We start from the raw sequence: 11,975 nt of genomic DNA on the forward strand, positions 1-11,975 counted from the left end.
AGATAAATTAAGTTTGCGGTTTTTTTACACTACTGCGCCGATATGCCACGGCAGAAACTCATAATTACCGTAATCTAATAATTCGCTTTTGGAGCGTTCACCGGAGGCAAAAGCGACTAAACGCGCCAATAATGCCCGCCCGCATTCATCAACGGTTTGTTCGCCGTCAAATACCACGCCACAGTTGAAGTCCATGTCGTCGGCCATGGCTTGGTAGAGAGGCGAGTTGGTGGCTAATTTAAAACTCGGTGTGGGCTTAGAACCAAAGGCAGAACCTCGCCCCGTGGTAAAGCATACGATATTGGCCCCAGAGGCGATTTGACCGGTAACCGATACCGGGTCGTAGCCGGGGCTATCCATTACCACTAGGCCCCGCTCGGTAATGGGCTCGGCATACTGGAACACACCATTTAAGGCAGAAGTACCACCCTTGGCCTGTGCCCCTAGAGACTTTTCCAAAATGGTGGTTAGGCCGCCCGCTTTATTACCCGGCGAGGGGTTATTGTTCAGCTCGGCGCCATTCTTTTGTGTGTACTGCAGCCACCAGTCGATGCGATCTTGCAGGGCTTGGGCTACCTGGGGTGATTTGGCCCGGGCCAAAAGCAAATGTTCAGCGCCGTAAATTTCCGGCGTCTCGGATAAAATCGCCGTTCCGCCGGCTGCGGTTAAATAATCCATGGCCGCCCCCAGGGATGGGTTGGCGGTGATACCCGATAAAGCATCAGAGCCACCGCACTGCAAACCAACTTTTAATTCACTGATGGCAACCGGCACGCGCTCTTGGGCTTGGGCCGCAGCTAGCATGTCTTCTACAATTTTAATACCAGCGGCTACGGAATTACGGGTGCCGCCCTCACGCTGAATGACCAAACTGCGAAAGCGAGCGTCTTCTTGCAAACGGCTGCGATCTTTAAATTGATCCAGCTGCATTACCTCGCAGCCCAAACCAATCATAAGCACCGAAGCAAAATTGGGTTGCCGCGCAAATCCCGCGTAAACCCGGTTAAGCAAATCGTACCCCTCCCCCATGGCCATGCCACAACCGGTGGCGTGGGTAAACGCCACCACGCCATCCACATTGCTGTAGGCGCTTAAGGCTCCGGGGCTGGCGAAGTGTTTTTCAATTAATTTTGCCACGGTGGCGGAGCAATTAACCGAGGTTAAAATGCCTATGTAATTACGCGTGCCTACTTGGCCATCCGCGCGAGGATACCCTAAAAAATGCGTGGGCAGGTCGGTGCTGGTTTCAGTTTTTGCCGTTTGGGATTGGCCGGCCGGGCGCTTGGGCAAACCATCGGCGGGTAAAAAACAGTTGTGGCTGTGCACGTGCTGGCCAGGCTGAATATTTTCACTGGCGATACCAATCACTTGATCGTATTTAATAATTAAATCATTTTTGGCAATGGGGCGCGTGGCCAGCTTATGGTACCTAGGTATCGTATCGGCCACGGCTAAGCCGTCTAGCTCTGGTAATAAAACATTGGGTAGTAGCTCGGTACGGGCTACCGCGACGTTATCCGCCGCGTGTAATTGAAGGGTTAACTGCATTGTTGAACACCTAGCTGATTAGCAAAGGCCTGACAGGCAGGCAGGATAACGGTTATACCAACACCGCCAACCCCTAATGTTTAAACCTAAATTCAACAATGACGACTGAAAACTCAGCCCGAGGGATTAGCGATCGGTAGACTGACGCTGTAGCAGCTCAGGCGTAAATTCTGAAACCAAATCGGCGTCTTCGACGGTTTCTACGCTGAGCGCTTGTATTAGTTTTAGCGTGGCCGCTTTGGCCATGTCTTCATTGGGGCGTTTTAACGTGGTTAACGATGGCCGCAGGCGAGAAGCCATTGGATCGTCATCGTAACCCACCACGAGTAAATCTTGCGGCACCTTAATGCCGAGATCTTCGGCACTGTGCATCACTGCAATGGCCATTTGATCGTTGCTGGCAAAGATTGCGTCCGGTTTTACTTCGCCAGACAATAATCGATCGGCGTTTTGCTTTGCGGTTTCGTAGGTAAAATCGCCGGCAATAATAAATTCTGGGCGAATTTTTTGGCCCCGCTGGGCCAATGCCTCGGTCAACCCAGCGAAGCGTTCTTTGGACGCTAAACGGTGCTCGGGCCCCAATAAAATGGCCACGTCTTTACACTGTTTTTGTTCAAATAATTGTGCCACCTGATCCATGGCCTTGCGATCGTTAGATACCACCACGGCTTCGGGCCTATCCACGGCTTTGGCCGCCAGGCGCACATAGGGAATGGTGTTTTCCCGCAGCGCCTCAAACAATGGCTCAACGGCGGAAATCGGCGGCATCACAATTAAGCCATCGATTTTAGAACGCGCCACAAAACTCAACACTTCCGGAATCAGGTCGTCTTCGTGATAGCTACGCGGGTGCACAACCAGTTCAAAACCGAATTTGGCACAGGCATTTAAAATACCGCGCTGTACCGAATGCAATACAATGGCGTTGGGCTCATCGTACACCAAGCCAATTAAATACGAGCGGCTGGAGGCCAAGCCTCGGGCTTGCTTGCTGGGCGCGTAGTTTAGCTCGGCAATGATTTTTTCAATTTTTTCTCGGGTGTCAGGATTGACCTTAGGTGAATTATTAATCACCCTCGATACGGTACGCTTAGATACCCCCGCCAAACGCGCCACATCATTGATGGTGGCCGCGCCTTTTGAATCCTTACCCATAGTGCTATCTCAATTACGCCGATGTAAATTGCCCAGCGTCCAGCAACTTGCCATTGACGCTTACCGACTGCAATTGTATTTGACTCACGTTCTCGATAACACCCATACTTTCTGCCTGGAAAATCTCGCAATTGGCCATGGTCAGGCCACTTACCGGGTTATCCGGAAAGCCGCGCAGCACAAACGCTTGCTTGGCTTGCTGCACACTTAACCCCTGGATTTCCACGTCTTTCACCGTGGGCATAAAGTCGCCATCCGGCCCTTCCTCGTAGTAGAAGTTCACCACCACAGCATCGCGCACCACACCCACTTTAATATCCTGGTAGCGAATGTGCTCGATCACACCACCACGGGAGGCGTTGGTTTTTATGCGGATGGCGCGCTCCAGCTCCGGGCTGCTCATCACACAATGGCGAGCGTGCAGATTACGAACACCGCCGGAGATCTCACTGCCCATGACAATGCCACCGTGGCCGGCGCGCATGGTGCAGTTTTGTATCAATATGTTTTCGCAGGGCTTGTTGATTCTACGACCGTCGTTATTGCGGCCGGATTTAATAGCAATGCAATCGTCACCGGTATCGAATATGCAATCTTCAATCACCACACGGTTGCAGGATTCTGGGTCGCAGCCATCGGAATTGGGGCCGTGGCTGTGACAGGTAACGCCGCGCACGGTAACGTCTTCACACAGTACCGGATGCAATAGCCAAAACGGCGCCTGGGTAACGGTAACGCCCTCGATGAGCACCCGGTTGCAACTGTAAAACTGCACAAACGAAGGCCGCAGGAAGCTGCCATCGGCGTACTGCCGGCTGGCCACCGGGTCACCGGCCTCGGCCTGGGCAAACAGCGCCATACGGGCTGGCTTTTGATCCTGCTCTGGGTAGTAATTCCAATCGCGCTCGGAGTGCTTGCCCTTCCAGGGCCACCAGGTATCGGCATCGGCATTGCCGTTGAGGATGCCACCGCCGGTAAGCGCTATGTTGTCTTGCCCATAGGCATACACCAGGGGCGAGTAGCCCATCATCTCCATGCCTTCCCAGCGCGTGAACACCGCCGGCAAATATCGGCTTGGGTCGGTATAAAAACTCAGTTCAGCGCCCTTGGCCACGTGCAACTCAACGTTGCTCTTTAAATGTACCGGGCCGGTTCGGTAAACACCCTGTGCGCACACCACACGGCCACCACCGGCTTGGCTGCAGGCGGCAATGGCAAGGCTTATGGCAGCACTGCAATCGGCTTGGCCATCGGCCACAGCGCCATAGGCTTCCACAGGAAAATCTTGCTTGGCAATATTGGGCAACGCAGTGACCTGCTTAATGTCATCGGCGCTGAGCCATCCGTTGCTGTCGGCGGTAGCCGATTGATTTGTTGGGCCCACCCAACTTTGGCAACCGGTAAGCAACGGGGCCACAGCGGTGGCAGACACCAATCCGGTGAATTGGCGGCGGTTTAACAGGGGCATACAATTACCTTTTCATTCTAAAACTCAAACGCGGGCATGTGCTCTTGCGCAATGATGGCACCGGGGTGCTGAATCACCGTACCCGCCAGTCGATGGCCATACTCGGCGGCCTTGGCCGGGGCCAAGCCGCGCGCACGGGCGGCCAAAAAACCCGCGTTAAACGAATCACCGGCGGCGGTGGAATCAATCATTTTGGCAACCGGCTGTGTGGGCACCCATTGTTCGTTATCTGGCTGCTGCACCAACACGCCCTGGGCACCATGCTTAACAATGACTTCCGCCACCCCCAAGTTAGCCAAACGCTGGGCGGTTTGCGCAGGCGATGTGTCGCCAAACAACTGGGCCTCGTCGTCGTAGGTTGGCAGGGCTATGGAAGCTGCACTGTAAGCCTGGGTAAACCAATCCTGTGCTTGGGCGACACTGGCCCAACCAGCCGGCCGGTAATTACCGTCGAACACAATATTGACGCCACGCTCGCGCAGCACCAACAACTGTTGCATAAATCGCGTACGGTCTTCGTCGTTATACAGCGACAAAGTAATACCGGAAAAATACACCGCTTGATAATGGCCTAGCTGACTAAAAAACGACTCTGCGCGCTGGGCATCCGCCCATAGTTGCGTAGCTGCAGATTGCTTGCGCCAGTAGCTGAAGCTGCGCTCGCCATGGGCGTCGGTTTGAATCATATACAGGCCAGGATTTAAACCAGGCAACTGCGCCACTAAATCGGTACCAATACCTTGCTGCTGCCAATCTTGCAGTAACCATTGGCTGTAGGGGTCCTCGCCCAGGGCGGTTACGTAATCCACCGCCACTCCTAGCCGCGCCAAATAAACCGCCGTATTTAACGTATCGCCGCCGTAAGAAAACTGCAGGCTCATGTTCCTCGCCAGAGGCTTGGCTCCGGGGTTTGATAGTTCCAGCATGCATTCGCCAATCGAAGCGATTTTCCACATGGCTTTAGGCTCCAGTTATTGTCTTTTAACGTCTTTAAATGTGTTCGTTTATCAAAACGGCGCTTAGCCGGTGAAAGCTTTTATTTACATCAAGCCAAAATAGCGCGGTAGCGCTTCGCTGATGGCCGGTACATAGGTGACCAGTAACAGCGCCACAATCATTGCTGCGTACATGGGCAACAGTGGCCGAATAATATTTTCGATGGTGGTTTTAGCAATGGCGCAACTGACGAACAACACGCTGCCCACCGGCGGTGTGCACAGACCAATGGATAAATTGAGCACGATCATGATACCGAAGTGCAAAGGTGACATACCCAGCTGTACGGCCACGGGCAAAAATATGGGCGTAAAAATCAGCACAGCCGGCGTCATATCCATAAAGGATCCAACAATCAGCAACACCAAGTTGATGATCAGTAATATTACCAACGGGTTGTCGCTAAATTGCAGCAAAAATTCAGCAACCTGAGTTGGTACGTTGTGATAAGCCAGCAACCAAGACATCGCTACAGAGGTGGCCACCAGCAGCATAACAATGGCCGTGGTTTCGGCAGCTTTGAGTAAAATAGGGTAGATATCGCGGCGTGTAATCTCGCCGTAAAAACCCCAGGCCAAGGCCAGTGCGTAAAGCACGGCTATGGCGCCGGCTTCCGTGGCGGTGAACACGCCACCAATAATGCCGCCAATCACCAGTACAATTAAAAATAAACTGGGCAGTGCCGCGAGCCCAGCGGTGGCCGCTTCGCGCAGGGAAACCCGAGCCGATGACGGGAAATTATTGCGTTTGGCATAGATACCACACACCACCATCAGTGACAGCGCCACCAATAGGCCCGGCAAATAACCGGCAATAAATAATGCCGCAATGGATACGCCGCCACTGGCAATGGCGTACACAATAAGAATATTACTGGGCGGAATCAACAACCCGGTGGTGGCGCTGGTGGCCGTTACCGCAGCACTAAAATTACGTTGATAACCGTCTTTTTCCATTTCTGGAATCATAAAACCGCCCACCGCGGAACTGGCCGCCACCGCCGAGCCGGATATCGCGCCAAACAGCGTACAAGAAATAATATTCACAAACGCCAGGCCACCGGGCACCATGCCGATCAAACATTTAGCAAAATGAATTAAGCGAGCAGCGATCCCCCCCTGCCCCATGATGACACCACTTAAAATAAACAGTGGAATGGCCAACAAAGCAAAACTGTTTAAGCCGCTGACCATTCGCTGGGCCATGGTGGCCAGGGCCGGGCCTGCATCTAAAGATGCCAGCAGTGCGCCTAACGTGGCTACACCGATACAAAACGCCACCGGCACACCAATACCTAACAACACCACAAATACAATCAATAAAATAGCGATACTCATGATTAGTCCTCCATCGCTTGTGGCGCTAGGGTTTCAATAATAGCGATGGCGGCATACAAAATGAGCATGACCCCGCTGATGGGCAACGCGCTGTAAATAAATGCCATGGGCACTTCTAATGCCGCCGAGTATTGCTTGAGCTCGGTGGTCATTTGCACTATGCGCAGCCCCCCCACAATCAATACTGCGGCGGAAAACAGTATGACCAATACGTGCACAAACAGCGCATGCAGTACTTTTTTACTGCCGGTTAGCTTATTACTGAGTATATCCAGGCCCAGGTGCATTTTTACGTGGTAAGCGTAGGCTCCGCCGAGTAAACCAATCCAAATCAATAGAAACCGAGCCAATTCCTCCGTCCATTGACTGGGATCACCCAGCACATAACGCGACACAATTTGCCAGGTTACACATAGCACCATCAGCGCTATTAACGAGGCCAAAAAAAATCGAAATCCTTTATCTAATTGCGCAACCAATGCAGTAAACATTAGCGAACCTCCTGAATTGCACGAATGGTGTCACCTAATGGTGAGGCTTCGTAATCGGCCAGCATGATTTCCACTTTGGCGCGGAAAAGGGATTTATCCGGGCGAATAATCGTGACGCCATCCGCCGCCACTTGTTGCAATGCGTGCTCGGTGTCGATCTGCCATTGTTTGCGCTGGTATTGCACCGCAACTGCCACTGCTTGCTGTACCCATTGCCGTTGCTGAGCAGTTAGGTGCTGCCACACGTAATCGCTCATCAACAAAACATCGGGCACGGCGGAGTGTTCATCCAGGGTAAAATACGGGGCCACTTCGTAGTGATGGGACAAATAAAAGCTGGGCGGATTATTTTCTGCACCATCTACCACACCTTGCTGCAGGGCCGTATACAGCTCACCCCAGGACACCGGCGTAGGGCTGCCGCCCAGCGATGACACCATGCGCATGGCGGTTTGGCTCTCTTGCACGCGAATTTTTAGGCCGGTGAGGTCATCCGGGGTATTGATCGGTTTTTTGGTGGAGTAAAAGCTGCGGCTACCGGCATCGAAATAGCCTAAACCACGCAACCTCACGGCGGTGGGCGCATCCAACAAAGCCTGACCCACTTCGGAATCCAGCACGTTTAGGTAATGCTGTTTATCGCGGAACAAATACGGGATATTAAAAATTTTCATCTCCGGTACAAATGACTCCAGCGGGCTGGCGGAGACCTTTGTCATGGCGAGGCTGCCAATTTGCAGCAACTCAATTAATTCTCGCTCGCTACCCAGTTGGCCACTGGGGTACAGGTCGATGGCCATGGTGCCCCCGGACAGAGACTGCAGCTCTTTGTCCATTACCAACATGGCTTTGTGCACGGTGTGAGTTGGATCTAGGGTGTGGCCGATCTTTAGCCGAGTAACTCCCTCGTCTTCATTACAGCCCGTGAGTACTACCACTAACAGCGCTATTACCAGCCTGCTAGCAACCCGCATTGGAGAGTTGTGTGAACAAAACATCGATCGTATCCATTGTTATCTTTATGTTTGCACCAGCGCCGCGATGATTCGGCTGCTTGGTGCTTTTATTATTGCGCGAGCAGCAATGGGCCAACACCCCACCGCTTCCGATACCGTGCCGGCGCTGGATAACTGCTTCGCTTATTTTTTTCTTACTTCTTTGCCTTGGCTTCTTCGGTTGGGCGCCGCTGGCTAACCAGCAGATTATGCCACCGGTGGCATTTTAGAGCTTAGATCGGCAATATGCAACCTAACTGGCGCGCTAGGTTACCAGCTCCTGATGTAATTACTCCGTTTTTTGGGGCGAGCGAGTGGCTTTTAACACCTCGGTGGCCTGCTTAAACGAACTCTGCAAACGGCCTCGACGTTTTAACGCGAAGCCGGTGGCCAGAATGTCCACCAGGACCAGATGGTCGATGCGGGAGGTCATCGGCGTGTACAAATCGGTGTTTTCGGCGCCATCCACCGGCAGTACCAGATCGCACTCATTGGCCAGCGGCGACAGGGCGTTGGTAATGCCAATCACCGCGGCGCCGGCGTTTTTAGCAATGGCAGCTACTTCCACCATGGCTAGGGTTCGCCCGGTGTATGAAATGCACACGGCAACATCCTGGGAACCTAAGCCGGCCGCAGTCATACGCTGGTTGAGGTTATCAATGTGAGCAATGACAGGAATATCAAAGCGTAGAAACTTGTGCTGGGCGTCGATCGCCACTGAGCCCGAGGCACCCAGACCATAAAACACAATGGCCCGAGCTTGGGTCAGCAAGTCTACGGCCTGCTCCACCGTCTGCGCGTCGCACACAGCTTGGGAGGCCTCCAAACTGGCATGGGTGGTATCAAAGATTTTGTCGATGACTTGCTCGATGTCGTCGTCAGCATCCACGGCCCGTGTCATTCTGGCTTCTTGGCCATACTGGCTATGGGCCAGCTCCTGGGCCAGCTGCACTTTAAAATCGGGAAAACCTCGACACCCCAGAGCGTGACAGAAGCGATTTACGCTGGGCTCACTGACGCCTGCGCGCTTAGCAACTCCAGCGATGGCGCTGCTAATAGCCCAATCTGGATCCGCCAGGATGACCTCCGCAATTTTGCGAGATGCCTTGGTTAACTCCTGATCCTGTTCCTTCAGTCGTGAAATTAGCCCCATATGCTCGTAACGCCCTTGTTTTTGATTAGTTTATATCAAAATGAACCTTAAGTTACGAGCAGGTGCTTGTATCCTGTCCAATTACTGTAATATTATTACACTATTCTCGTTTATATCCGGAAATACTGTCGCTTTGTCGACATTATTAAGTAATAAAATTACAAAAGGCTCCTATGTCATCCATCGCCCTTGCTAAAACCCTGCAAAATGTACAGGTTTTACCCGTTCTGACCGTCACCAACCCCGACCAAGCCGTTCAGCTGTGCCAAGCCCTATATAAGGGCGGTATCAACGCCGTGGAGATCACCCTGCGCACGGCCGCGGGCTTAGAGTCCCTGGCCGTGGTTAAACGAGAGCTACCGGAAGTGGTGGTTGCCGCCGGCACGGTTTGCAACGCCGAGCAGGTTGCCGCGGTAAAGGAAGCTGGAGTCGACTTCGGTGTTAGCCCTGCGTCCACACCCGCACTACTGCACGCCATTAATGAAGCAGAATTGCCTTTTATTCCCGGCGTGGCAACACCCAGCGAAGCTATGTACGCCGCCGAGTGCGGTTTTAATCATCTTAAGCTGTTCCCAGCCACCGCCGTGGGCGGTCTAAAGCTGTTGAAAAGCATCGCAGCTCCACTACCAGAGCTGGGCTTCTGCCCAACCGGCGGTCTCAATCAGGATAACTTCTTAGAGTTTTTGAACCTGCCCAACGTGTACTGCGTGGGTGGCTCTTGGATGGTGAACAGCGCCGATTTGAACGCCGGCAACTGGCAGGCAATTACCGATGCCGCCCAAAAAGTTACCGATGCTATTGCACAGCAATAAGCACTACACCCATCAGAATTTATAAAAGATTTAAAGCGAGGATCTACTCATGACTGTACGCGTAGCCATTAACGGTTACGGGCGCATTGGCAGAAACGTACTGCGCGCCCTTTACGAATCCGGCAAACAAGAATTCGTTAAAATCGTAGCCATCAACGACCTGGGCGATGCCGAATTGAACGCGCACCTAACCCGCTACGATTCCGTACACGGTCGTTTTGCACAACCAGTGTCATTGAATGGTGGCAAACTGGTGATTGGCGATGACGAAATTAACGTCACCAGCGAGCGCGACCCGTCCAAATTGCCTTGGGCAGAGCTGGATATCGACGTGGTATTTGAGTGCACCGGTATTTTCACTAGCAAAGAAAAGGCGCAACCGCACTTGGATGCTGGCGCCAAAAAAGTGATTATCTCTGCCCCGGCCAAAGGCGTAGACGCCACCATCGTTTACGGCGTAAACCACCAAGTATTGGACGCTAACAGCACCGTTATCTCCAACGCCTCTTGTACCACTAACTGCCTGGCACCGGTTGCCAAAGTACTGCACGAAGCCGTGGGCATTGAGCGCGGCAGCATGACCACCGTGCACGCCTACACCAATGACCAAAACCTGAGCGACGTTTATCACTCTGACGTGTACCGCGCGCGCTCGGCAACTCAATCAATGATTCCCACCAAAACCGGTGCAGCACAAGCGGTTGGCTTGGTGCTACCAGAACTGGATGGCCGCTTGGATGGTATGGCGGTACGCGTGCCGACGATTAATGTCTCTTTGGTGGACTTTACCTTTGTTGCCAGCCGTGAGACCTCCAGAGAAGAGATCAACCAAGCCATTCGCCAAGCAGCGGACGGCGCTCTGCGCCCGGTCTTGGCTTACAACCAAGAGCCTTTGGTTTCCATTGATTTTAACCACCGCACCGAGTCGTCCATTTTTGATAGCACGCAAACCCGCGTCAACGGCAACCTGGTAAAAGTGATGAGCTGGTACGACAACGAGTGGGGTTTCTCTAACCGCATGCTGGATACCGCCATCGCCCTAATGCACGCCTCTGTAACCGGCGGCGCAGAGCTAAACGGTTTAGATCAAGCAGTTCAACATTAATATAGGGCACCTTAAAGGTACTCATAAAAGAGCAAGCACAACGAAGCAGCTTGTAACAGTTTCATGCTATTAACCCAAAGAAAACTGGCCGCACAAAAAAACATCGCGCTTGTGGCCCACGATCATCGCAAGGCTAGCCTTGTAAACTGGTGTAACGCCAATAAAAACCTGCTATGCCACCACCATTTATATGGTACTGGTACCACCGGGAATTTATTGCAACGTGAAACCGGTTTGGCTGTCCAGACGTTGTTGAGTGGGCCAATGGGGGGCGACCAGCAGTTGGGTAGCATGATTGCCCAGGGAGAAATTGATTCGTTGATTTTTTTCTGGGACCCTCTAAACGCAGTACCGCACGATCCTGATGTGAAAGCGTTGCTGCGGTTGGCCACGGTATGGAATATTCCCGTGGCCACCAATGAGTCCAGTGCTGATTTAATCATCAGCAATCCTTTGTTTAACCAAACAATGGAAATCGCAGTACCCGATTACGATCGCTATTTAAAAGATCGTATCGAGCAATAGCCCACTTTTTTGCTGGCTTTCCCAACCGTGGGACGGCCAGCAGGGTGGGCAACCTCTTCTTTAACCCCGGCGTTTTTGAGTCTGGATCAGCCGAAATAGCCAATCTGCCACTCGAGCATTCTCGACCCAGAGCTTTGCCTGGTAGCGTTAACAGGTCTCGCTGGTGCCGTAAAGCACAAAAGCCATCCAGACGCTGCGGCCATGTTAACCTCGGCCTTCCGGGCCATCTTTCGGCGCTGAGGTGGCGTTATAGCTTTCCCTCTAGTGTATCCAGACATTGTGATCGCAAAACAGCCCCGCCACTGGGACACAGGCTTCGCGCTGTTTAAGGACTGCCATGATCTGGCGGCGATGAATCGAGACTTCATCATCAGCCGCTATTTTTGCGAT

Annotated in this window: 11 protein-coding genes and 1 pseudogene; 3 read left to right on the forward strand and 9 right to left on the reverse strand. The window is 52.8% G+C overall.

Going from position 1 to position 11,975, the window contains the following annotated elements:
• Positions 1-24: 24 nt before the first annotated feature.
• From ACGHM3_RS22635 to hexR, 8 genes are all read right to left on the reverse strand, one after another.
• A complete protein-coding gene (locus tag ACGHM3_RS22635) occupies positions 25-1,548 on the reverse strand; it encodes an altronate dehydratase family protein (RefSeq protein WP_345424139.1) in 1,524 nt (507 codons plus the stop codon).
• A 126-nt stretch (positions 1,549-1,674) separates the two neighbouring features.
• A complete protein-coding gene (locus tag ACGHM3_RS22640; RefSeq protein WP_345424142.1) occupies positions 1,675-2,703 on the reverse strand; it encodes a LacI family DNA-binding transcriptional regulator in 1,029 nt (342 codons plus the stop codon).
• 13 nt (positions 2,704-2,716) lie between these two features.
• Positions 2,717-4,171 carry a glycoside hydrolase family 28 protein gene (locus ACGHM3_RS22645; protein ID WP_345424145.1) on the reverse strand — a complete coding sequence of 485 codons (1,455 nt, stop codon included), beginning with the start codon at positions 4,169-4,171 and terminating at the stop codon, positions 2,717-2,719.
• Between the two features lie 17 nt (positions 4,172-4,188).
• Positions 4,189-5,127 carry a sugar kinase gene (locus ACGHM3_RS22650; RefSeq protein ID WP_345424148.1) on the reverse strand — a complete coding sequence of 313 codons (939 nt, stop codon included), beginning with the start codon at positions 5,125-5,127 and terminating at the stop codon, positions 4,189-4,191.
• An 84-nt stretch (positions 5,128-5,211) separates the two neighbouring features.
• On the reverse strand, positions 5,212-6,504 hold the full coding sequence (locus tag ACGHM3_RS22655; protein ID WP_345424151.1) for a TRAP transporter large permease subunit: 1,293 nt from the start codon (positions 6,502-6,504) through the stop codon (positions 5,212-5,214).
• Positions 6,505-6,506: 2 nt separating this feature from the next.
• Complete coding sequence (locus ACGHM3_RS22660) at positions 6,507-6,995, reverse strand: TRAP transporter small permease (RefSeq protein WP_345424156.1); 489 nt, start codon at positions 6,993-6,995, stop codon at positions 6,507-6,509.
• Complete coding sequence (locus ACGHM3_RS22665) at positions 6,995-7,993, reverse strand: TRAP transporter substrate-binding protein (protein WP_345424161.1); 999 nt, start codon at positions 7,991-7,993, stop codon at positions 6,995-6,997. The genes ACGHM3_RS22660 and ACGHM3_RS22665 overlap by 1 nt, the downstream gene beginning before the upstream one ends.
• Positions 7,994-8,279: 286 nt before the next feature.
• Positions 8,280-9,143: a transcriptional regulator HexR gene (gene hexR, locus ACGHM3_RS22670; protein WP_345424164.1), complete on the reverse strand. Its 864-nt coding sequence runs from the start codon at positions 9,141-9,143 to the stop codon at positions 8,280-8,282.
• A 173-nt stretch (positions 9,144-9,316) separates the two neighbouring features.
• On the opposite strand from hexR, the gene eda reads away from it, so the two are divergent.
• From eda to ACGHM3_RS22685, 3 genes are all read left to right on the forward strand, one after another.
• Positions 9,317-9,955 (forward strand): bifunctional 4-hydroxy-2-oxoglutarate aldolase/2-dehydro-3-deoxy-phosphogluconate aldolase, encoded by a 639-nt coding sequence (gene eda / locus ACGHM3_RS22675; RefSeq protein WP_345424167.1) that lies wholly within the window; start codon positions 9,317-9,319, stop codon positions 9,953-9,955.
• A 49-nt stretch (positions 9,956-10,004) separates the two neighbouring features.
• A complete protein-coding gene (gap, locus tag ACGHM3_RS22680) occupies positions 10,005-11,060 on the forward strand; it encodes a type I glyceraldehyde-3-phosphate dehydrogenase (protein WP_345424170.1) in 1,056 nt (351 codons plus the stop codon).
• Positions 11,061-11,123: 63 nt separating this feature from the next.
• The gene (locus ACGHM3_RS22685) at positions 11,124-11,585 is read left to right on the forward strand and encodes a methylglyoxal synthase (RefSeq protein WP_345424173.1); all 462 of its coding nucleotides are present in this window, start codon (positions 11,124-11,126) and stop codon (positions 11,583-11,585) included.
• 63 nt (positions 11,586-11,648) lie between these two features.
• On the opposite strand, the pseudogene ACGHM3_RS22690 reads toward ACGHM3_RS22685, so the two are convergent.
• Positions 11,649-11,845 (reverse strand): annotated as a pseudogene (locus tag ACGHM3_RS22690) (IS3 family transposase); the annotation flags it as partial.
• Positions 11,846-11,975 lie beyond the last annotated feature (130 nt).

The sequence above is a fragment of the Halioxenophilus aromaticivorans genome (assembly GCF_042850945.1).
GTDB lineage: Bacteria > Pseudomonadota > Gammaproteobacteria > Pseudomonadales > Cellvibrionaceae > Halioxenophilus > Halioxenophilus aromaticivorans.

Excerpts from the sequence above, each read along its gene's own strand:
- ACGHM3_RS22635 (WP_345424139.1), bottom strand. The coding sequence starts at position 1,548 with ATGCAGTTAACCCTTCAATTACACGCGGCGGATAACGTCGCGGTAGCC.
- ACGHM3_RS22640 (WP_345424142.1), bottom strand. The coding sequence starts at position 2,703 with ATGGGTAAGGATTCAAAAGGCGCGGCCACCATCAATGATGTGGCGCGT.
- hexR (WP_345424164.1), bottom strand. The coding sequence starts at position 9,143 with ATGGGGCTAATTTCACGACTGAAGGAACAGGATCAGGAGTTAACCAAG.
- ACGHM3_RS22660 (WP_345424156.1), bottom strand. The coding sequence starts at position 6,995 with ATGTTTACTGCATTGGTTGCGCAATTAGATAAAGGATTTCGATTTTTT.
- ACGHM3_RS22650 (WP_345424148.1), bottom strand. The coding sequence starts at position 5,127 with ATGTGGAAAATCGCTTCGATTGGCGAATGCATGCTGGAACTATCAAAC.
- ACGHM3_RS22685 (WP_345424173.1), top strand. The coding sequence starts at position 11,124 with ATGCTATTAACCCAAAGAAAACTGGCCGCACAAAAAAACATCGCGCTT.
- ACGHM3_RS22665 (WP_345424161.1), bottom strand. The coding sequence starts at position 7,993 with ATGTTTTGTTCACACAACTCTCCAATGCGGGTTGCTAGCAGGCTGGTA.
- eda (WP_345424167.1), top strand. The coding sequence starts at position 9,317 with ATGTCATCCATCGCCCTTGCTAAAACCCTGCAAAATGTACAGGTTTTA.
- ACGHM3_RS22655 (WP_345424151.1), bottom strand. The coding sequence starts at position 6,504 with ATGAGTATCGCTATTTTATTGATTGTATTTGTGGTGTTGTTAGGTATT.
- ACGHM3_RS22645 (WP_345424145.1), bottom strand. The coding sequence starts at position 4,171 with ATGCCCCTGTTAAACCGCCGCCAATTCACCGGATTGGTGTCTGCCACC.
- gap (WP_345424170.1), top strand. The coding sequence starts at position 10,005 with ATGACTGTACGCGTAGCCATTAACGGTTACGGGCGCATTGGCAGAAAC.